Consider the following 22,533-nt stretch of genomic DNA (forward strand, 5'->3'; position numbering starts at 1 on the left):
TATGCAGCATCTGCACAAGACGAAATCACAAGCGATACCGGAGAGCGGGGAAGTGATTACCCTGCCTCCGGTGCAGGTTCGCCGCCGTCCACCGTCATTTTCCCGGCGGATCAACGGCCTTTTACAGCGCCTCATCCCGGCACTACTCGGGCTGGGGCTACTGGTGGTGCTCTGGCAACTGGCTGCGATTAACAGCAAGGGGTTTCCGACACCGCTCAGCACGCTGGATTCAGCAATCACGCTGTTTGCCGATCCGTTTTACCGTGACGGGCCTAACGATATGGGCATCGGCTGGAACGTACTCGCGTCTTTGCAGCGTGTGGCAGTGGGCTTTGGCCTCGCGGCGCTGGTGGGTATTCCGCTGGGCTTCCTGATCGGTCGTTTCACCTTTTTCTCGCGCATGTTTACGCCGCTGATTGCGCTGCTGCGCCCGGTCAGCCCGCTGGCGTGGCTACCAATCGGTCTGCTGTTGTTCCAGAAAGCCGAGCCTGCATCGAGCTGGACCATTTTTATCTGTTCCATCTGGCCGATGGTGATTAACACCGCTGAAGGGGTGCGTCGTATTCCGCAGGACTACCTCAACGTCGCCCGTGTGCTGCAACTTTCCGAGTGGACCATCATGCGCCGCATTCTCTTCCCGGCCGTGCTGCCCGCTGTGCTGACCGGGGTACGCCTTTCTATCGGCATTGCCTGGCTGGTGATTGTCGCCGCCGAGATGCTGACCGGAGGTTTAGGGATTGGTTTCTGGATCTGGAACGAGTGGAACAACCTCAACGTTGAAAACATTCTCATCGCCATTGTCATCATTGGCGTGGTCGGGTTGCTGCTGGAGCAGGGGTTGATGCTGATCGCCCGTCGCTTTAGCTGGCAGGAAAAATAAGGAGCGAAGATGAAACCTTTAATTCAGGTCCAGGCTGTTAGTCAGCGTTTTTCCACGGCCAGCGGAGAGTTTCTGGCGCTGCAAAACGTCTCTTTTGATATTCACGAAGGCGAAACCGTGAGCCTGATTGGCCACTCCGGTTGCGGTAAATCGACGCTGCTGAATCTTATCGCCGGGATCACGCTGCCCACCGAAGGCGGGTTGATCTGTGATAACCGGGAGATTGCCGGGCCAGGGCCGGAGCGTGCGGTTGTCTTCCAGAACCATTCCCTGCTGCCGTGGTTGACCTGTTTCGACAACGTCGCCCTGGCAGTGGATCAAGTGTTTCGTCGCACCATGAGCAAGGCCGAGCGCAAAGAGTGGATTGAGCACAACCTTGATCGCGTGCAGATGGGGCACGCCCTGCATAAACGACCGGGGGAAATTTCCGGCGGTATGAAACAGCGCGTGGGTATCGCCCGGGCGCTGGCGATGAAACCCAAAGTCTTGCTGATGGATGAACCGTTCGGCGCGCTGGATGCGCTCACCCGGGCCCATCTGCAGGATTCAGTGATGCAGATCCAGCAGGCACTCAACACCACCATTGTGCTCATCACGCATGACGTGGACGAAGCCGTGCTGCTTTCAGATCGGGTATTGATGATGACTAACGGCCCGGCGGCCACCGTCGGTGAAATCTTGCACGTTGATCTGCCGCGTCCGCGCAATCGGGTTCACCTGGCTGACGACAGTCGCTATCACCATATGCGTCAGCAGATCCTGCATTTCCTCTATGAAAAGCAGCCCAAAGCGGCGTGAAGGAGCGGAGACGATGCGACTGATCATTATCGGCAATGGGATGGCAGCAACACGGCTGATTGCATCGCTGACTGAGCGTGCGCCAGGTCGTTTCGCTATCACCGTGTTTGGCGATGAACCAGAGCATGCCTATAACCGCATCCAGCTTTCGCCGGTGCTGGGTGGCGAAAAAACGGCTGCGGGTATCTGTCTTCAGGATGACGAATGGTACCAGCAGCGCGGCGTGACGGTGCTGCGGAGCGAAAAGGCGATCGCCGTGAACGTCGACACGCGGGAAGTGCAAACCGCCGCCCGCACGCTGGGTTGGGATGCGCTGGTGTTTGCCACCGGATCAACACCCTTTGTTCCGCCAATCCCCGGCGGCGATGCACCGCATGTGTTCACGTTCCGTACCCTGGCAGATACCCGGGCTATTCAGGCGATCGCTGGCCCGGCGGTGGTACTGGGGGGCGGCGTACTCGGGGTTGAGACGGCGGCAGCGCTGGCACGTAAAGGTGACAATGTCACTCTTGTTCATCGCGGTCCGTGGCTGATGGAGCAGCAGTTGGATCGGCAGGCGGGAATACTGCTGGAAGAGGCACTGGCGGCGCGGGGTGTGCGTTGTGAGCTTACCTCCGGCATCGCGGAGATAAGCGGAAATAGCGTGACGTTGCTCAACGGGCGCAGCATCGCCGCCACGCGCGTGGTACTGGCAACCGGCGTACAGCCCAACATCGCGCTGGCGGAGGCCAGCGGCATTCGCTGCAAGCGCGGCATCGTGGTGGATCACCAGATGCAAACCTCCGAGCGGAACGTCTACGCCATTGGCGAGTGCTGTGAAATTGACGGTCAGACGTTTGGCCTGGTCGCCCCCTGTCTGGCGCAGGCGGATATGCTTGCCGCCCGACTGACCGGCGACGTCACCGCGCCATTTGCCCGGACCGACAACGGCGTGCGCCTCAAGGTGACCGGCGTGGAGCTGTTCAGCCTTGGTCGTGCGGCGGAGCAGGAGGGCGATGTCGTCTGGAGCGCATGGGACCCGCTGTCCCGTCACTATCGACGTTTACTGATCCATCAGGGGGCGCTGGCTGGCGTGTTGCTGATGGGCGACTGCCGCAGCGCGGCAATGTTTACCGATTTACTGGCAACGGCGGCTCCTGCTCACGCGGACTGGCTGTTCGATCGATTCACTACGCAGCCACAGGTTGCAGGACGGAATGTTATGACAAAACCTACTCTGGTGGTGGTTGGACACGGTATGGTCGGCCACCATTTTCTTGAAGAATGTGTTAACCGCAATTTACACCAGCAATACCAGATTATCGTCTTTGGGGAAGAGCGCTATGCCGCCTACGACCGGGTGCATCTGTCCGAGTATTTTGGCGGGCGTAGCGCAGAGTCGCTCTCACTGGTGGCAGGAGATTTTTTTGCTGAACACGGTATTGAGCTGCGTCTGTCCCGGCAAATTGTCGATATCGACCGGGACGCGCATGTGGTTCGTACCGCCAGCGGACACGAAACCCACTGGGACAAACTGGTTCTGGCAACGGGTTCGTATCCGTTTGTCCCGCCGGTGCCGGGCAACACGCTGCCGGGTTGCTTTGTTTACCGTACCCTTGATGACCTGGACAACATTGCGGCCCATGCGGCGGGTTCGCGCCGCGGTGTGGTGATTGGTGGCGGCCTGCTGGGGCTGGAGGCGGCGAATGCCCTTAAACAGCTCGGGCTGGAAACCCACGTGGTGGAGTTTGCGCCGAATCTGATGGCGGTACAGCTCGACAACGACGGTGCGGCAATGCTGCGTAAAAAAATTGAAGCGCTCGGCGTAGGTGTCCATACCAGTAAAGCAACCACCGAAATTGCGCCGACAGATACCGGGATGGTATTGCGCTTCGCCGATGGTGAACAGCTGGAAACCGATATGGTGGTCTTTTCTGCCGGGATCCGCCCGCAGGATGCGCTGGCTCGCAGCAGTGGGCTAACCATTGGCGAACGCGGCGGGATTTGCATTGATACCCACTGTCAGACCTCCGATAAAGACGTGTTTGCGATTGGGGAATGTGCCCTGTGGGAAGGGAAAATTTTCGGTCTGGTGGCACCAGGCTACCAGATGGCGCGCATTGCGGCGGCGACGCTGGCCGGGGAGGAAAAATCATTTACCGGGGCTGATATGAGCACCAAACTGAAACTGCTTGGCGTGGATGTGGCTTCGTTTGGCGATGCGCATGGCCGGACGCCGGGTGCGCTGAGCTATCAGTGGACGCACGGTCCGCAGCAGGTCTACAAAAAAATCGTGGTCAGCCATGACAGCAAAACGCTGTTAGGTGGCGTGCTGGTGGGCGATGCCAGCGAATACGCCACGCTGGTGCAGATGATGCTCAACGGGATAGTTCTGCCGAAAGAGCCAGAGACGTTGATTTTACCCGCCGTGGCGGGCAGTGCGCCGAAAGCGCTCGGCGTGGCGGCGCTGCCGGAAAGTGCGCAGATTTGCTCCTGTCATAACGTCAGCAAAGGTGATATCTGCCGGGCTGTGAGCGCCGGTGCGACGGACATCGGGGCCATCAAGCAGTGCACGAAAGCGGCGACCGGCTGCGGCGGCTGCAGTGCGCTGGTCAAACAGGTGATGGAGTACCAGCTTGCTGAGCAAGGCGTGGAGGTGAAAAAGGATATCTGCGAACACTTCCCATACTCGCGCCAGGAGATTTATCACCTGGTACGTGTTAACCACATTCACACGTTCGATCAGCTGATTAGCCGTTACGGACAAGGTCACGGGTGTGAAATCTGTAAGCCGCTGGTGGGCTCTGTGCTGGCGTCCTGCTGGAACGAATATCTGCTGAAACCGGCGCATCTGCCACTGCAGGATACCAATGACCGTTATTTTGCCAACATTCAAAAAGATGGAACTTACTCCATCGTACCGCGGATGCCGGCAGGAGAAGTGACCGCTGACGGGCTGATCGCCATCGGCCAGATTGCCAAACGTTATCAGTTGTACAGCAAAATTACTGGCGGGCAACGTATTGACCTGTTTGGCGCTACGCTCGAGCAGTTGCCGGAGATCTGGCAGGCGCTGGTGAATGCCGGATTTGAAACCGGGCATGCCTACGGCAAATCACTGCGCACGGTGAAATCCTGCGTCGGGTCAACCTGGTGTCGTTACGGCGTGCAGGATTCCACCAGGCTCGCGGTGAAACTGGAACACCGTTACAAAGGTCTGCGCGCGCCGCACAAAATCAAAATGGCGGTGTCTGGCTGTACCCGTGAGTGCGCAGAGGCGCAGAGCAAAGATGTTGGGGTGATTGCAACCGACAAAGGCTGGAACCTCTATCTGTGCGGTAACGGCGGCATGAAACCGCGCCATGCAGATCTCTTTGCCAGCGATCTGGACGATGAAACGCTGATTCGCACGGTTGACCGTTTCCTGATGTTTTACATCCGTACGGCGGACCGTTTGCAGCGTACCAGCACCTGGATGGACAACCTGGAGGGCGGTCTCGACTATCTGCGTGAGGTGATCCTCAATGACAGCCTGGGCATTGCCCACGAGCTGGAGCAGGAGATGGCCCGTGTTGTGGAAACCTACCAGTGCGAATGGCAAACCACGCTTAACGATCCAAACCGTCTGGCGCTGTTCCGCACCGCAGTGAACGACGCCGCAGAGGATCAAAGCAAACGCTGGCAGGAAATTTGTGGTATCGACGATATCCCTGAGCAGGCAGGTATTGGTGCGCGTCTGGGACGCAAAGCGATCGCGCTGTTCCGCTTTGGTCAGTCTGTTTACGCCCTCGACGATCTGGAGCCAGGCAGCAGTGCAAATGTGCTTTCACGAGGCATTCTGGGGGATGCGGCGGGTGAGCCTGTTGTCGTCTCTCCACTCTATAAACACCGCATTCGTCTGCGTGATGGATGCCAGGTTGATAACGGCGAGCCAGCGGTTCGTGCCTGGCCGGTGAAAATTGAAAACGGCAAGGTATGGGTCGGGAATGATGCGCTGCTTTTACGTGCGGAGGCCTCATGAATGAAACGCGAACAACGTGTCCGTACTGCGGGGTAGGCTGTGGCGTAATCGCCAGGGTCGAAGGCGGAAAGGTCACCGTGCGTGGGGATGACCACCATCCCGCCAATTTTGGCCGCCTGTGCGTGAAAGGTTCGGCATTAGGTGAAACCACAGGGCTGCAGGGGCGGCTGCTTCACCCGGAGGTTGACGGCCAGGTGGTGCTCTGGTCGCAAGCGTTAAGCACGGCAGGCGAGCGGTTGCGGGCGATCATCGACACCTGGGGGCCGCAGGCGGTGGCGTTTTACGCGTCGGGTCAATTGCTTACCGAGGACTATTATGTCGCCAACAAGCTGATGAAAGGGTTTATCGGCGCGGCCAATATTGATACCAACTCCCGACTCTGCATGTCGTCGGCGGTGACGGGCTACAAACGCGCGTTTGGTGAGGATGTGGTTCCGTGCAGCTACGAGGATGTGGAAAACAGCGATCTGGTGGTATTGGTCGGGTCGAACGCCGCATGGACGCATCCGGTGCTGTATCAACGGTTGGTGCAGGCGCGGCGCAACAATCCTGAGATGAAAGTGGTGGTGATTGATCCGCGCAAAACAGCCACCTGCGATATTGCGGATTTACACCTGGCACTCGCACCCGGCAGTGATGCCGGGTTGTTTGTCGGTTTACTCAATGTTATTCAGGGAACTGACGCATGGCCAATTACCCGTGTGGCGGAGTTCTGCGGTCTCTCGACAGAGGATATAGGGCGCTTTTACGACTGGTTTGTAACTGCTCCCCGGGCTATCACGCTTTACACCATGGGGATCAACCAGTCCTCCAGCGGCAGCGACAAATGTAATGCCATCATTAATGTCCATCTCGCCAGTGGGAAGTTTGCCCGTCCGGGCTGCGGTCCGTTTTCGTTGACCGGGCAGCCCAATGCGATGGGCGGGCGGGAAGTCGGTGGGCTGGCAAATCAACTGGCGGCACACATGAATTTCGAGCCGGACGATCTTTCACGTGTGTCGCGTTTCTGGGGAACGGAAAGGCTGGCGCAGACGCCGGGCCTGATGGCAGTAGAGTTATTTGACGCCATCGCCCGGGGAGAGGTGAAGGCGGTCTGGATCATGGGCACGAATCCTGCCGTCTCTCTGCCGGACAGCCATGCGGTGTGTCAGGCGCTGGCAAACTGCCCACTGGTAATGGTGTCTGAAGTGATGCAGGAAACGGATACCAGTCGGTTTGCCCATATTCGTTTCCCTGCGCTGGGATGGGGAGAGAAAGACGGTACGGTGACTAATTCCGAGCGGCGTATCTCGCGCCAGCGCGCGTTTCTTCCTGCGCCGGGTGAGGCAAAGCCGGACTGGTGGATAATTTCTCAGGTCGCGAAACGGTTAGGTTACGGGTCAGCGTTTTCCTGGGAACATCCTCAGGCGATCTTTTGCGAACATGCTGCGCTCTCTGCCTTTGAGAATAACGGCGCGCGGGCGTTTAATTTGCACGAACTTGCGGCGCTAAGCCGAGACGAGTGGGATCGAATGGAGCCTTATCAGTGGTCTGCGGGGCGTTTTTCGCAACGAAATGTTGTACCCGTCGATCCCTTGTCGCATGGTGCGACGGTAAGCCCTCTTTACCCGTTGATTCTCAACACCGGACGTATCCGCGATCAGTGGCACACCATGACCAGAACGGGGTACGTACCCAGACTGATGCAGCATATTGCCGAGCCCTTTGTTGAGGTTTGCGCCGCAGATGCCATTCGATTTTCACTGTGTGACGGGCAGTTGGTACGCATCAGTTCACCGCGTGGGGTGATGGTTGCCAGGGTGCTGGTAAAAGACGGGATTCGGGAAGGTGAGGTGTTTGCACCGATGCACTGGAATAACCAGTTTGCCCGTCAGGGAAAGGTTAACGTGCTGGTGGAAGGGCGTTGCGATCCGGTCTCGGGTCAGCCAGAGAGTAAACAAACCGCTGTCAGGATCATGCCCTGGCGACCACAGTGGCAGGGGGAGTTTTATGCCCGTGATCTGCCGGAGCTGCCGTCTTACGTCTACTGGTGGCGTAAAGCCACACGGTTGACCGTGGCTGGGGATAACCCCCTGCTGGAATGGGTGATGGCACACTGCACCGGGCAAGGATGGCAACTGCAGATCGCCCAAACCAGTGAGCGCAGCAGCGTGCTGGCATGGCATAACGGCGAACTCATGCTTGGGTTCTGGGAAGGTACCGCGTTGCCGGTGCTGTCACATCCGGTGATTGAGGCCGCTTTTCAGTCGCCGCCCGAGCAACCAGCAGCGCGCCATGCATTGCTGAACGGGGAGGGTGTGGGGAAGACTGTCGATCCGGGACGCATTATCTGTAGCTGTTTCTGCGTCGGGGAAAATGCGATACGGGAGGCCATTGTCGGAGGGTGTGGCTCCGTCGCAGAGTTGGGGGTGAAACTACGGTGTGGCACCAACTGCGGCTCCTGCGTGCCGGAACTGAAAGGGCTGTTTGGGATGTCAGGGGTATGAATTTGTAAGTCGGGTAAGGTGAAACCGCCACCCGACAATCAGGTTCAGGATAATCCTGAAATTTGCGCTAAGACTGCATTTCACAACTTATCGCGTTAATATTAAAAGCGTTACCTTATAAACACAGGTTCTTATTTACGACGTTGATGGCTGTATCGTCCTGCATTCGCTTTCTGTTATTACTCCCTCTTCTTACGGTGGGAGCCGTTCACGGTGCCCCGAATTCCTTTATGCATCAGGCAGAAAATCCCTTTGATAACAACGGGGATAGTTTGCCCGATCTCGGAATGGCCCCCCCAACTGGCGAGGGAGAAAAACACCTGGCCGAAATGGCAAAAGCCTTTGGTGAAGCCAGTATGACCGATAACGGTCTGACCACGGGCGAGCAGGCGCGCCAGTTCGCGTTTGGTCAGGTACGTGATGCGGTGAGTGGGGAAGTGAACCAGCAGATTGAGTCCTGGCTCTCGCCCTGGGGCAACGCCAGCGTCAATTTACTGGTGGATGACGACGGTAAATTTAACGGTAGCAGCGGGAGCTGGTTTATCCCCTGGAATGATAACAACCGTTACCTGAGCTGGAGTCAGTTTGGCGTGACGCAGCAGACTGATGGCCTGGTCAGTAACGCCGGGGTAGGTCAGCGCTGGGTCGCCGGCAAGTGGTTGCTGGGCTACAACACGTTTTACGATAACCTGCTGGATGAAAACCTGCAGCGTGCCGGGCTGGGCGCGGAAGCGTGGGGTGAAAATCTGCGTCTGTCAGCTAACTACTATCAACCGTTTGCCAGCTGGCGTGGCAGCTCTGACATTCAGGAGCAACGCATGGCGCGCGGGTACGATGTCACCGCCAAAGCCTGGTTGCCGTGGTTCCATCATCTGAATACCAGCGTTAGCTTCGAGCAATATTTTGGCGATAATGTCGACCTGTTCAACACCGGAACCGGCTATCACAACCCTGTCGCGGTAAATCTGGGGCTCAACTATACCCCTGTTCCGCTGCTTACCTTGACGGCGGCACATAAGCAGGGAGAGAGTGGCGTCAGTCAAAATAATCTCGGGCTGAAACTTAACTATCGCTTCGGCGTACCGCTTGTAAAACAGATCTCTGCCGGTGAAGTCGCCGCCACGCGCTCCCTGCGCGGGAGCCGCTATGACTCGCCGGAGCGGGACAACCTGCCGGTTATGGAGTTCCGCCAACGCAAAACGTTATCCGTGTATCTGGCGACGCCACCGTGGGATCTGAAAGGGGGCGAGACCGTGATGCTGAAGCTGCAAGTTCGCAGCACGCATGGTATTCGTCAGATCCGCTGGCAGGGCGATACCCAGGCACTGAGCCTGACTTCACCGACGAATAGCAACGGCAGCGACGGCTGGAGTGTGATTATGCCGGCCTGGGATGACCTTCAGGGGGCAACTAACCGCTGGCACTTGTCGGCAGTGGTAGAAGATGAGAAAGGTCAGCGCGTCTCTTCCAATGAGATCACGCTTATCGTGGTGCAACCGCTGGTCGCATTACCTAACGACGACCCGCGCTGGAGGCTGCTGCCGGATGAGTAATGCTTAAAAAATCCGTTCCTGATGTACCCACACTGCGGCTTCAACCCTGGATTTTAACTTCATTTTCTTCAGCATGTGTTTCACGTGTACTTTGACTGTGCTTTCGGTGATATCCAGGCGGCGGGCAATCATCTTGTTTGGCAGACCCTGAGCAATCAGCTTGAGAATGTCACGCTCGCGTGGCGTTAACTGACTGACGTCGCGGTCAGAGGTGGCACGGTTCGCACGCAGGCTGGCGGCCAGTACCGGCGTTAATGCTTCGCTCAGCACCATCTCTCCTGCGGCAGCCTGTTGCAGCGCTTTAAGCAGATCTTCCGGCTCCATATCTTTCAGCAGATAGCCGTCCGCGCCACGCTTCAGTGCCGTGACCACATCTTCTTCATGGTTCGACACGCTAAAGACCACTACGCGACCGGAAAGAGATTTTTCCCGCAGCTTGTCGAGGGTTTCCAGACCGTTCATGCCGGGCATATTGAGATCAAGCAGGATCAGATCAGGATCAAGCGCTTCGGCAAGCTCAATGCCTTGTTCACCGTTGCTGGCTTCGCCTACGACGGTGATATCGGGTGCCATGCTGACCAGCTGTTTCACGCCAGTACGCAGCATCGGATGGTCGTCGATCAACAGAATTGATGCCGGTTCCTGATTAGTCATGGGTTTCTCCTTGAGCAGTTGTGAGCGGTTTCTCGGGAATAAAGGTGACAACAACTTCCGTGCCACCAGTCTCTCTCCGGCGAACCTGGCAATCACCGCGCAGGCTTTGGGCGCGGTCTCGCATGATGATTAAACCATAGTGGTTAGTTCGTTCGGCATTTTCCGGCACGCCGCGGCCGTTGTCATGAACCGTGAGCCTGACCTGATTATCGTGCTGGCTGACGGTGACGGTTACCGCCGTCGCGCCGGCATGTTTGAGCACGTTACTCAACGCCTCACGGGCGATCTGCAGTAAATGAATGGCCTGATGCGACGGGACAAACCGTGGCGGTAACTGGTAATCCAGTTTCACCGGGAACCCCAATCGGGCGCTAAATTCGTGACAGCTGGATTCCAGGGCAGGGCGCAGGCCTGGTTCAGTGAGCTGCAGACGGAAAGTGGTCAGCAGTTCACGAAGTTGCACCCAGGAGGTATTCAGCTCGTTGCGGATCTGGCTCAGCAGTTGTTTATTACTTTCCGGCATCTCCGTATCCTGCATTTGCAGGCAGCTCACCTGCATTTTCATACAGGAGAGCGACTGGGCGATGGAGTCGTGAAGCTCGCGGGCGATGGTTGCGCGCTCTTCCATGACGATCAACTGCTGCTGTTTTTCCTGATGACGGTCGAGTGCCAGTGTGGCCGTCAACTGTTCAACCAGCGTATCAACCAGTTGCTGCTGGTCGTGGCTAAGGTGACGACCGGCCGGCAGGGTTGCCAGCAGAATGCCGTACTGGGTGTGGTTGTCCGTCAACCGCCACTTCAGCGTGGTGCCACTCGACGTCAACGGCGGCAAGCCGCGAGGACAAAGATGGCAACCTTTGTCATCACAGGACATATCGGACTGGCAGGTAAACTCCTGATGGTTTTCTTCGTCTTCCACATCGTAGACCCGCAGCTCCAGGTCGTGAAGCAGGGTCAGATTTTGCAGGCCATTCAGTACCGGCGAGAGACGCTCGCAGAGCGGCACTTGCATATGCAGACGACGGTTGGCTTGCCACAGGAAGGAGAGCATCTCGTTTTTCTGCTCCAGCCCGGCCGTTTTTTCCTGAACGCGCTGCTCCAGTACCGCGTAGCTTTCGGAGAGTTCTGCCGACATGGTATTCAGGGCCTGGCCGAGCATCGCCATTTCATTGCGCCCGCTGATATGGGTACGTTGAGTAAAATCTCTTGCGGTGACCGCGCGGGCCATCGCCAGCAACTGTTTCCAGGGATTCAGCAACCGTGCACGGAGCCAGACAATCGTGAAGATGAGTAATAACCCCATACACAGCGCCATTGCACGGTGCATCATCACTACCCGGTCAATACGCAATTCGGTGGTTTGGTCAAAAGAGGAGACCAGGACATCAATGCGTGATACGAAACCCGCAACGTCCTGCGCAACAGACTCTGGACCGCGCGCCTGTTTCAGTCCCGGCTGCAGTTGGGTATGCCAGTAGCCCTGGAGTGCTTTAAGCTGAGATTGCTGACCGGCGCGAATGGCGGCGTTTTCCAGTTCCGGGCTGAACGCCGTGCGTTCCATTTCATCGATGAGGGGCTGATCGCCCTGCGTCAGGGGAACCGATGCCAGCAGACGGTAACTCTGCATACGTAGCGAGCCTGCCTCATTGATGGCATGCGCGTTACCCTGTACTCCCTGTACCAGCCAGCCGGAGATCGCCATGCCCGTCACACCGAGGGCGGTGGACAGCAAAACGATCAGCGCGACCTGATTCACGAGTGTCAGCGGAGATAAACATCTTTTTAACATAGAGTTGCCGTGCTCCTGACGTGGCCTGCTTGCAGGAATGGCGCTATTCTGGTGCATACCCTGGAGTATACCCATACCAATAAAGGATTACTCCCAAATTGCCAACGGAGTAACGGAAAGGGGGTGGGGGTAGCAAGGAAACGTCAGTACCGTGAAAAACCACATCTTTTTTACCGTAATAACCTACTCATTAAGGATGAGAGCTTTTTTTTCGCCGCAAATCCTCCCACTTTTCCTTTGATTTATATCAACTTACCGCCGCTCTAAAACCCTAATGTTTGCAGCATCATTCGAGAATCAGAGGTGTCTATGAGTCACTCATCCGCTCCCGAAAGGGAAAATGGTGCCGTTATTACAGACTGGCGTCCAGAGGATCCGGCGTTCTGGCAACAGCGCGGTCATCGTGTAGCAAGCCGGAATCTGTGGATTTCCGTTCCGTGTTTGTTGTTAGCGTTTTGCGTATGGATGTTGTTTAGTGCTGTGGCGGTGAACCTGCCAAAAGTCGGTTTTACCTTTACAACCGATCAGCTGTTTATGTTGACCGCGCTGCCGTCCTTGTCCGGCGCATTGCTGCGTGTGCCTTACGCATTTATGGTTCCGGTGTTTGGCGGTCGTCGCTGGACGGCATTCAGTACCGGTATCATGATCGTGCCATGTGTCTGGCTCGGTTTCGCGGTGCAGGATACGTCAACCCCGTTTAGCGTGTTCGTGATTATCTCCCTGCTGTGTGGCTTTGCGGGGGCGAACTTTGCCTCCAGTATGGCGAACATCAGCTTCTTCTTCCCGAAAGCGAAACAGGGCGGTGCGCTGGGCATTAACGGTGGCCTGGGCAACATGGGCGTCAGTGTGATGCAGTTGATCGCACCGCTGGCGATCTCTGTCTCCATTTTCGCAGCGTTTGGCGGCGCTGGCGTTGAGCAAGCGGATGGCTCTTCCCTGTATCTGCAAAACGCCTCCTGGATCTGGGTTCCGTTCCTGGTGCTCTTCACCCTGGCGGCCTGGTTCTTTATGAACGATCTGTCAGCGTCAAAAGCGTCTCTGAGCGAGCAATTGCCGGTGCTGAAACGCGGGCATCTGTGGGTAATGGCGCTGCTGTATCTGGCAACGTTCGGTTCGTTTATCGGTTTCTCTGCAGGCTTCGCTATGTTGTCGAAAACGCAGTTCCCGGACATTCAGATCCTGCAATTTGCCTTCTTTGGGCCATTTATTGGTGCACTGGCGCGTTCGCTGGGTGGCATGGTGTCTGACCGTCTGGGCGGGACACGCGTAACGCTGGTGAACTTTGTGGTGATGGCTGTCTTCTGTGCGCTGCTGTTCCTGACGCTGCCAACTGACGGACAGGGAGGGAACTTCACCGCCTTCTTCGGTGTGTTTATGGTGCTGTTCCTGACTGCCGGGCTGGGAAGTGCTTCTACTTTCCAGATGATTTCCGTGATCTTCCGTAAACTGACTATGGATCGTGTAAAAGCGCAGGGCGGAACCGAAGAACAGGCGATGCGTGAAGCGGCAACGGACACGGCGGCAGCGCTGGGCTTCATCTCTGCCATTGGCGCAATTGGTGGCTTCTTTATTCCGAAAGCGTTCGGTATCTCTCTTGACCTGACCGGCTCTCCGGCGGGGGCAATGAAAGTCTTCCTCGTCTTCTATATCGCCTGCGTTGTGATCACGTGGCTGGTATATGGCCGTAATACTAAGAAAAATAAGTAAGTTTGATTATCCGTTTACGCGGCCTTCGGGTCGCGTTTTTTTTGGCTCGCGAATAGTTACAACATACTGACGATTTGCAGAGGAAATCTGCGGGTAACACTGTGATCGCCATCGCTTTGCAGGGGGTTCTACCCCTTAATACCTGGGATGTTAAATCCTCTCCGTCTTTTTGTACGGCAAAATAAAAATATTCATATAAATCAATATAATATTAATAATAAAAAGCTACCGCTTTGGTGGTATTTGCTCTAATACCTCGCCTGAAAGTCCCTCGTCGTCTTGATCGTTATCAATTCTCCCCCTCTTTCAGGGCGTTACCTTCGCTGCAAATCAGCAATGTCGATTTAGAGAGCCACAGGCTCCACACAGGAGATACCCGATGAGCAAATTTTTGGACCGGTTTCGCTACTTCAAGCAGAAGGGCGAAACTTTTGCCGATGGGCACGGCCAGGTTCTGGAGACTAACCGGGACTGGGAAGACGGTTACCGCCAGCGCTGGCAGCATGACAAAGTCGTCCGTTCGACCCATGGCGTGAACTGCACCGGCTCATGCAGCTGGAAGATTTTCGTTAAAAACGGTCTGGTGACCTGGGAAATGCAGCAGACCGACTATCCGCGCACTCGCCCGGATATGCCAAACCATGAGCCGCGTGGCTGCCCGCGTGGGGCGAGCTACTCCTGGTATCTCTACAGTGCTAACCGCCTGAAATACCCTCTGATGCGTAAACGCCTGATGAAAATGTGGCGTGAAGCGAAAGTTCAGCACAGCGATCCGGTTGATGCCTGGGCATCTATTATCGAAGACGCTGACAAAGCGAAAAGTTTTAAGCAGGCTCGTGGTCGCGGTGGCTTTGTGCGCTCTTCCTGGAAAGAGGTGAACGAGCTGATTGCTGCCTCTAACGTTTACACCGTTAAAACTTACGGTCCGGACCGCGTGGCGGGCTTCTCGCCAATCCCGGCGATGTCGATGGTTTCTTATGCGTCAGGGGCTCGTTACCTCTCTCTGATTGGCGGTACCTGCCTGAGCTTCTACGACTGGTACTGTGACCTGCCGCCGGCATCTCCACAGACCTGGGGTGAGCAAACCGACGTGCCGGAATCTGCTGACTGGTACAACTCCAGCTACCTCATTGCCTGGGGCTCTAACGTGCCGCAGACCCGTACGCCAGATGCGCACTTCTTTACCGAAGTCCGTTACAAAGGCACCAAAACCGTGGCGGTGACCCCCGACTACGCAGAAATCGCCAAACTGTGCGATCTGTGGCTGGCACCGAAACAGGGTACCGATGCTGCGATGGCGATGGCGATGGGCCACGTCATGTTACGTGAATTCCACCTTGATAAGCCTAGCCAGTACTTCACCGACTACGTGCGTCGTTACACCGACATGCCGATGCTGGTGATGCTGGAAGAGCGTGATGGCTACTACGCCGCAGGTCGTACGCTGCGTGCTGCCGATCTGGTGGACGCGCTGGGCCAGGAAAATAACCCTGAGTGGAAAACCGTTGCTTACAACAACAACGGCGATCTGGTGGCACCAAACGGCTCTATCGGTTTCCGCTGGGGTGAGAAGGGTAAGTGGAATCTTGAACAACGCAACGGCACGACCGGCGAAGAGACGGAACTGCGTCTGAGCATGCTGGGCAGCCAGGACGAGATCGCCGATGTGGGCTTCCCGTATTTCGGTGGTGAAGGTTCCGAACACTTTAACAAGGTCGAGCTGCAGAACGTTCTGATGCATAAGCTGCCGGTAAAACGCCTGCAGTTGGCTGACGGTTCCACGGCGCTGGTCACCACTGTTTATGACCTGACCATGGCGAACTATGGTCTGGAACGTGGTCTGGGCGACGAAAACTGCGCAACTCACTACGATGAGGTGAAAGCTTACACCCCAGCGTGGGCGGAGCAGATCACTGGCGTTCCTCGGGCACAAATCACCCGTATCGCACGTGAATTCGCAGAAAACGCCGACAAGACGCACGGTCGTTCGATGATCATCGTCGGTGCCGGTTTGAACCACTGGTATCACCTCGATATGAACTATCGTGGTCTGATCAATATGCTGATCTTCTGTGGCTGTGTCGGTCAGAGCGGCGGCGGCTGGGCGCACTACGTGGGCCAGGAAAAACTGCGTCCACAGACCGGCTGGCAGCCGCTGGCGTTTGCCCTTGACTGGCAGCGTCCGGCACGTCACATGAACAGCACGTCTTACTTCTATAACCACTCCAGCCAGTGGCGTTACGAGACCGTAACCGCGCAAGAACTGCTCTCGCCAATGGCGGATAAATCCCGTTACAGCGGCCACCTGATCGATTTCAACGTACGTGCCGAGCGCATGGGCTGGCTGCCATCGGCACCTCAACTGGGCACCAACCCACTGCGCATTGCAGAAGAGGCGAAGAAAGCGGGCATGTCGCCGGTGGATTACACCGTTAAGTCTCTCAAAGACGGTTCCATTCGTTTCGCGGCAGAACAGCCAGAGAACGGAAAAAACCATCCGCGCAACCTGTTCATCTGGCGCTCCAACCTGCTGGGCTCGTCCGGTAAAGGGCACGAGTACATGCTGAAATATCTGCTGGGCACCGAGAACGGTATTCAGGGGAAAGATCTCGGCAAGCAGGGCGGCGTGAAGCCGGAAGAGGTGGAGTGGAAAGACAACGGCCTCGACGGCAAGCTGGATCTGGTAGTGACCCTGGACTTCCGTCTGTCCAGCACCTGCCTGTACTCCGACATTGTGTTGCCAACCGCGACCTGGTACGAAAAAGACGACATGAATACCTCGGATATGCATCCGTTTATTCATCCGCTGTCTGCGGCCGTTGACCCGGCGTGGGAATCGAAAAGCGACTGGGATATCTACAAAGACATCGCGAAAAAATTCTCCGAAGTCTGCGTAGGGCATCTGGGTAAAGAAACCGATGTGGTGACGCTGCCAATTCAGCACGACTCCGCCGCCGAACTGGCGCAACCGCTGGACGTGAAGGACTGGAAAAAAGGCGAATGTGACCTGATCCCGGGTGTAACCGCACCGCACATTATTGCGGTTGAACGCGACTACCCGGCAACCTGGGAGCGCTTTACCTCTATCGGCCCGCTGATGGAGAAAATCGGTAACGGCGGGAAAGGGATCGCCTGGAATACCCAGAGTGAAATGGATCTGCTGCGTAAGCTCAATTACACCAAAGCGGACGGCCCGGCCAAAGGTCAGCCAATGCTGAATACGGCGATTGATGCAGCAGAGATGATCCTGACCCTGGCGCCGGAAACCAACGGCCACGTGGCGGTGAAAGCGTGGGCGGCACTGAGCGAATTTACCGGCCGTGACCACACGCATCTGGCGACGAATAAAGAGGAAGAGAAAATTCGCTTCCGCGATATTCAGGCGCAGCCGCGCAAAATTATCTCCAGCCCGACCTGGTCTGGTCTGGAAGATGAGCACGTCTCCTACAACGCCGGTTATACCAACGTTCACGAGCTGATCCCATGGCGTACCCTCTCCGGGCGTCAGTCTCTGTATCAGGATCATCAGTGGATGCGTGATTTCGGTGAAAGTCTGCTGGTTTACCGTCCGCCAATCGACACCCGTTCGGTGAAGGCGGTAATGGGGGCGAAATCCAACGGTAACCCTGAGAAGGCGCTGAACTTCCTCACGCCGCATCAGAAGTGGGGGATCCACTCTACCTACAGCGACAACCTGCTGATGCTGACGTTGTCACGTGGTGGCCCGATTGTCTGGATGAGTGAAACGGATGCCAAAGATCTGGGTATTGAAGATAACGACTGGATCGAAGTGTTCAACAGCAACGGTGCGCTGACGGCGCGTGCGGTGGTGAGCCAGCGTGTACCGGCCGGGATGACCATGATGTACCACGCCCAGGAACGTATCGTTAACCTGCCGGGTTCTGAAATCACCGAGCAGCGCGGCGGTATCCACAACTCCGTGACCCGTATTACACCGAAGCCGACCCACATGATTGGTGGCTATGCGCAGCTGGCCTACGGCTTTAACTACTACGGTACCGTAGGGTCTAACCGCGATGAGTTCGTGGTGGTACGTAAGATGAAGAATATTAACTGGTTAGACGGCGAAGGTAATGACCAGGTACAGGAGAGCGTAAAATGAAAATTCGTTCACAAGTCGGCATGGTGCTGAATCTGGATAAATGCATCGGCTGTCATACCTGCTCAGTCACCTGTAAAAACGTATGGACCAGTCGCGAGGGTATGGAATACGCGTGGTTCAACAACGTGGAAAGCAAGCCAGGCACCGGGTTCCCGACCGACTGGGAAAATCAGGAAAAATGGAAGGGTGGCTGGATCCGCAAGATCAACGGTAAACTGCAGCCGCGCATGGGTAACCGTGCGATGCTGCTGGGCAAAATCTTCGCTAACCCGCATCTGCCGGGCATCGACGATTACTACGAGCCGTTTGATTACGACTACCAGAACCTGCACAACGCGCCGGAAAGCAAGCACCAGCCGATCGCCCGTCCACGCTCGCTGATCACCGGTCAACGCATGGACAAAATTACCAGCGGCCCAAACTGGGAAGAGATTCTGGGTGGTGAGTTCGAAAAACGCGCCAAAGATCAGAACTTCGAGAACATGCAGAAGGCGATGTACGGCCAGTTCGAAAATACCTTCATGATGTATCTGCCGCGCCTGTGCGAGCACTGCCTCAATCCGGCGTGCGTGGCGACGTGCCCGAGCGGTGCTATCTACAAGCGTGAAGAAGACGGCATCGTGCTGATCGACCAGGACAAATGCCGTGGCTGGCGTATGTGTATTACCGGCTGCCCTTACAAAAAAATCTACTTCAACTGGAAGAGCGGGAAATCCGAGAAGTGCATCTTCTGCTATCCGCGTATTGAAGCGGGGATGCCGACCGTTTGCTCTGAAAGCTGTGTAGGCCGTATTCGTTATCTCGGCGTGCTGCTGTATGACGCGGACGCGATTGAAAATGCCGCCAGCACCGAGCACGAGAAAGATCTGTATCAGCGTCAGCTGGACGTGTTCCTCGATCCTAACGATCCAAAAGTGATTGAGCAGGCGCTGAAAGATGGCGTACCACAGAGCGTGATTGACGCCGCGCAGCAGTCTCCGGTGTACAAAATGGCAATGGACTGGAAACTGGCTCTGCCACTGCACCCGGAATACCGCACGCTGCCGATGGTCTGGTATGTGCCGCCTCTGTCACCGATTCAGTCTGCTGCTGATGCCGGTGAGCTTGGCAGCAACGGCATTCTGCCGGACGTGGAAAGCCTGCGTATTCCGGTTCAGTACCTGGCGAACCTGCTGACTGCCGGTGATACGCAGCCAGTACTGCTGGCACTCAAGCGGATGCTGGCAATGCGCCACTTCAAACGTGCGGAAACGGTAGACGGTGTCATTGATACCCGTGCGCTGGAAGAGGTCGGTCTGAGTGAAGCGCAGGCGCAGGAGATGTATCGCTATCTGGCTATTGCCAACTACGAAGACCGTTTCGTCGTACCGAGCAGCCACCGTGAACTGGCTAGCGAAGCCTTCCCCGAGAAAAACGGCTGTGGCTTTACCTTTGGCGACGGTTGCCACGGGTCAGACAGCAAATTCAACCTGTTCAACAGCCGCCGCATCGACGCCATGGATGTGACCAGTAAAACGGAGCCGCACCCATGATTGAACTCGTTATCGTTTCTCGTTTGCTTGAGTACCCGGATGCTGCGCTTGTGCAGCATCAACAGGAACTTTTCGATGCACTCGCATCATCTGAAAACCTGGATAAAGAGGATGCCCAGACATTGGGCATTTTCCTCCGGGACCTGTTAACGCGTGATCTCCTGGATGCGCAGGCGGATTACAGCCAATTGTTTGACCGTGGACGCGCAACCTCGTTACTGCTGTTTGAACATGTTCACGGTGAATCCCGTGACCGGGGTCAGGCGATGGTTGACCTGATGGCACAGTATGAGCAGCACGGTCTGCAACTCGACAGCCGTGAGTTGCCTGACCATCTGCCGCTGTATCTGGAGTATCTGGCGCAGTTGCCGAAAGAAGAGGCTCTCGGTGGTCTCCAGGACATTGCGCCGATCCTGGCGTTACTCAGTGCGCGTCTTCAGCAGCGTGAGAGCCGCTATGCGGTACTGTTCGAGTTACTGGTGAAACTGGCTAACGCGTCTGTCGACAGTGAAAAAGTGGCGGAGAAAATCGCCGATGAAGCCCGCGATGATACACCGCAGGCGCTGGATGCCGTCTGGGAAGAAGAACAGGTGAAATTCTTTGCTGACCAGAGCTGCGGCGAGTCTGAAATCTCGGCTCACCAGCGTCGTTTTGCCGGCGCTGTGGCCCCGCAATATTTGAATATCTCTAACGGAGGACGGCAATAATGCACTTCCTGAATATGTTCTTCTTTGACATCTACCCGTATATCGCGGGCACCGTGTTCCTGGTGGGAAGCTGGTTGCGTTATGACTACGGTCAGTACACCTGGCGTGCTGCCTCCAGCCAGATGCTGGATCGTAAAGGAATGCATGTGGGGTCTAACCTGTTCCACATTGGTATTCTGGGGATTTTTGCCGGTCACTTCCTCGGGATGCTGACGCCGCACTGGATGTATGAGGCGTGGCTGCCCATTGAGGTGAAGCAGAAGATGGCAATGATCGCAGGGGGCGCTTGCGGCGTGATGACGCTGGTGGGTGGTTTACTGCTGTTGAAACGCCGTCTGTTCAGCCCGCGTGTGCGTGCAACGACCACCGGAGCTGATATCCTCATCCTTTCCCTGTTGATGGTACAGTGTGCGCTGGGTCTGCTGACCATTCCGTTCTCTGCACAGCATATGGACGGCAGCGAAATGATGAAACTGGTCGGCTGGGCACAATCTGTGGTGACTTTCCAAGGTGGTGCGTCAGCGCATCTGGATGGCGTGGCGTTTATCTTCCGCCTGCACCTGGTGCTGGGGATGACGCTGTTTGTGCTGTTCCCGTTCTCCCGACTGGTACATATCTGGAGCGCGCCGGTAGAGTATCTGACGCGCAAATACCAGATTGTGCGTGCCCGTCGCTAATTCGCAGTTTTGATCCCAACCCCGCACTCGCGGGGTTTTTTTTCGCCCCAGCCCAGATTGTTGCCCGCTGCAGCAAACAGGATCAGTGTTCCGCCCGCCACCTGCGTCAGGTTTAGCGAGTGCCCGAATACCAGATTATCGACAATAATCGCCACCACCGGATAGATAAACGACAGCGAACCGGTAATGGGCGTAGGCAGCTTCTGGATAGCGCTATACAGCAACTGATACATAATGCCGGTATGGACGATGCCCAGCGTCAGCAAAATTGGCCACGGAAAATCCCCTGATAATGAGGGCATGTGGGCAAACGGTAGAAGCATTACCACGCCGGTCAGCACCTGAATAAAGGCAATATGCTGAGGTGCAATGGATCGCAGCTTGCGGGCTATAATGGCAGTCACTGCGTAGAAGAACGCTGCCGCCATTGCCAGACCGATACCCGCCAGCCAGTTGGCACCATGCGCTCCGGTAAGCTCACTGGAGAGCAAAATCACCACGCCGCCAAAGGCGATGAATAACCAGCCCCATTTCACCAGGCTGACGCGTTCACCTAAAAACATCCCCATCAAAACCAGCATAAACGGTTGGGTGTTATACACCACAGTAGAAAGACCAATTGAGATTCGTTCATAGGCAGCGAAGAGCAGGAGCCAGTTCACCACGAGTGCCACACCACCGAGAATGGCCAGTAACAGTGTTGTCCGGGTTAGGGGACTGAACGGTTTTTGACTCATCCGGATAAAAATAAACAGTGCGATGGCCCCGATAAGGCAGCGCCAGAACACGACTTCCGTTACTGGCAGACCGGAAAGTAAAACAAACGCGCCAATTGAGCCGGAAATTAACATCGCCAGGCTCATTTGCCAGACGCCTTTATGTAAATCACGCATCATTCACCTCCTGATTAATGACGCTATTGTCGAAAATTGCTGTCGGGTTTTACAGAGGTGATATAAGGTTGAATACGTTAATGACTTTTTAAAATTAGGTGAAAATGATGGAATACCTTCTCGATGATATCGACCGGCAAATTTTGGCCTGTCTGGTCGACGATGCGCGCATGTCGCTGAAGGTGCTTAGCGGCCGCATCGGTCTGACCTCACCCAGCACGGCAGAGCGGCTGAAAAGGCTGGAAGAGCGTGGTGTGATTCAGGGGTATGGCGCACGGGTGAATCTGGCGGCATTAGGTTATACGCTGCAGGCGCTGGTGCGTGTGCGACCTTTGCCTGGGTTGTTACATAAGGTAGATAAATACATTCAGGCGATGCCGGAGTGCATAGAGAGCGATAAAGTGACTGGCGAAGACTGTTTTGTTATCAGGCTGGTGGTGCGTTCAATTGAGCAGCTTGATGGATTGCTGGATGGTTTGGCAGAACATGCTCAGTGTAATACATCGATCGTGAAAAACTCCCCGGTAAAGAGACGTCTACCACCGATGTAATTGTTGTTTTTAATGTGATGGTGGTGGGGGAAGGATTACTCGGCGCGTTGCGCCTCGCCCTTCGGGTCGTTGCCTGCGGCAACGCTTTCTCGCTGCGCTCGAATCGAACCTTAGTCGAAGCTTCTCATCCTTCCCCGTTACGGAAATACATGATACAGGGTGTGAACAGAAGATTTGGAGTCA

14 protein-coding genes and 1 other RNA gene are annotated in these 22,533 nt (G+C 56.1%); 11 read left to right on the forward strand and 4 right to left on the reverse strand.

What is annotated here, in order from left to right:
- Position 1 precedes the first annotated feature (1 nt).
- The 5 genes from ntrB to HED65_RS00770 all read left to right on the forward strand — a co-directional run bounded on the left by ntrB (position 2) and on the right by HED65_RS00770 (position 9,717).
- The gene (gene ntrB, locus HED65_RS00750) at positions 2-880 is read left to right on the forward strand and encodes a nitrate ABC transporter permease (protein ID WP_114977003.1); all 879 of its coding nucleotides are present in this window, start codon (positions 2-4) and stop codon (positions 878-880) included.
- 9 nt (positions 881-889) lie between these two features.
- Positions 890-1,678 carry an ABC transporter ATP-binding protein gene (locus HED65_RS00755; protein WP_114977004.1) on the forward strand — a complete coding sequence of 263 codons (789 nt, stop codon included), beginning with the start codon at positions 890-892 and terminating at the stop codon, positions 1,676-1,678.
- Positions 1,679-1,691: 13 nt separating this feature from the next.
- Positions 1,692-5,678, forward strand: coding sequence for a nitrite reductase large subunit NirB (gene nirB, locus HED65_RS00760; protein WP_114977005.1), 3,987 nt, complete (start codon positions 1,692-1,694; stop codon positions 5,676-5,678).
- Entirely contained in the window at positions 5,675-8,164 is a 2,490-nt protein-coding gene (locus tag HED65_RS00765; protein WP_114977006.1) for a nitrate reductase, read from the forward strand. Before nirB ends, HED65_RS00765 begins: the two co-directional genes overlap by 4 nt.
- Before the next feature lie 146 nt (positions 8,165-8,310).
- Positions 8,311-9,717, forward strand: a complete 1,407-nt coding sequence (locus HED65_RS00770) for a YchO/YchP family invasin (protein ID WP_114977007.1) — start codon at positions 8,311-8,313, stop codon at positions 9,715-9,717.
- Between the two features lie 3 nt (positions 9,718-9,720).
- On the opposite strand, the gene narL is transcribed toward HED65_RS00770, so the two are convergent.
- Positions 9,721-10,371: a two-component system response regulator NarL gene (narL, locus tag HED65_RS00775; RefSeq protein WP_028018756.1), complete on the reverse strand. Its 651-nt coding sequence runs from the start codon at positions 10,369-10,371 to the stop codon at positions 9,721-9,723.
- Positions 10,364-12,160 (reverse strand): nitrate/nitrite two-component system sensor histidine kinase NarX, encoded by a 1,797-nt coding sequence (gene narX / locus HED65_RS00780; protein ID WP_114977008.1) that lies wholly within the window; start codon positions 12,158-12,160, stop codon positions 10,364-10,366. Before narX ends, narL begins: the two co-directional genes overlap by 8 nt.
- A gap of 309 nt (positions 12,161-12,469) precedes the next feature.
- Here narX and HED65_RS00785 point away from each other — a divergent pair, with 309 nt between their 5' ends.
- The 5 genes from HED65_RS00785 to narI all read left to right on the forward strand — a co-directional run bounded on the left by HED65_RS00785 (position 12,470) and on the right by narI (position 20,906).
- Positions 12,470-13,867, forward strand: a complete 1,398-nt coding sequence (locus HED65_RS00785) for a NarK family nitrate/nitrite MFS transporter (protein WP_114977009.1) — start codon at positions 12,470-12,472, stop codon at positions 13,865-13,867.
- Positions 13,868-14,246: 379 nt separating this feature from the next.
- Positions 14,247-17,990: a nitrate reductase subunit alpha gene (locus tag HED65_RS00790; RefSeq protein ID WP_114977010.1), complete on the forward strand. Its 3,744-nt coding sequence runs from the start codon at positions 14,247-14,249 to the stop codon at positions 17,988-17,990.
- On the forward strand, positions 17,987-19,522 hold the full coding sequence (narH, locus tag HED65_RS00795; protein WP_114977011.1) for a nitrate reductase subunit beta: 1,536 nt from the start codon (positions 17,987-17,989) through the stop codon (positions 19,520-19,522). Before HED65_RS00790 ends, narH begins: the two co-directional genes overlap by 4 nt.
- Entirely contained in the window at positions 19,519-20,229 is a 711-nt protein-coding gene (narJ, locus tag HED65_RS00800) for a nitrate reductase molybdenum cofactor assembly chaperone (RefSeq protein ID WP_114977012.1), read from the forward strand. The genes narH and narJ overlap by 4 nt, the downstream gene beginning before the upstream one ends.
- Positions 20,229-20,906 (forward strand): respiratory nitrate reductase subunit gamma, encoded by a 678-nt coding sequence (gene narI / locus HED65_RS00805; RefSeq protein ID WP_114977013.1) that lies wholly within the window; start codon positions 20,229-20,231, stop codon positions 20,904-20,906. The genes narJ and narI overlap by 1 nt, the downstream gene beginning before the upstream one ends.
- On the opposite strand, the gene HED65_RS00810 is transcribed toward narI, so the two are convergent.
- Complete coding sequence (locus HED65_RS00810; protein WP_114977014.1) at positions 20,903-21,799, reverse strand: DMT family transporter; 897 nt, start codon at positions 21,797-21,799, stop codon at positions 20,903-20,905. The two genes, narI and HED65_RS00810, sit on opposite strands and share 4 nt — an antisense overlap.
- 107 nt (positions 21,800-21,906) lie before the next feature.
- Between HED65_RS00810 and HED65_RS00815 the strand changes: the two genes are divergently transcribed.
- On the forward strand, positions 21,907-22,350 hold the full coding sequence (locus tag HED65_RS00815) for an Lrp/AsnC family transcriptional regulator (protein ID WP_114977452.1): 444 nt from the start codon (positions 21,907-21,909) through the stop codon (positions 22,348-22,350).
- Between the two features lie 18 nt (positions 22,351-22,368).
- Here the strand turns inward: HED65_RS00815 and HED65_RS00820 are convergent.
- Positions 22,369-22,499, reverse strand: a non-coding RNA gene (locus HED65_RS00820) — RtT sRNA.
- Positions 22,500-22,533 lie beyond the last annotated feature (34 nt).

Origin of the sequence: Pantoea sp. LS15 (genome assembly GCF_012241585.1) — a bacterium.
GTDB lineage: Bacteria > Pseudomonadota > Gammaproteobacteria > Enterobacterales > Enterobacteriaceae > Enterobacter.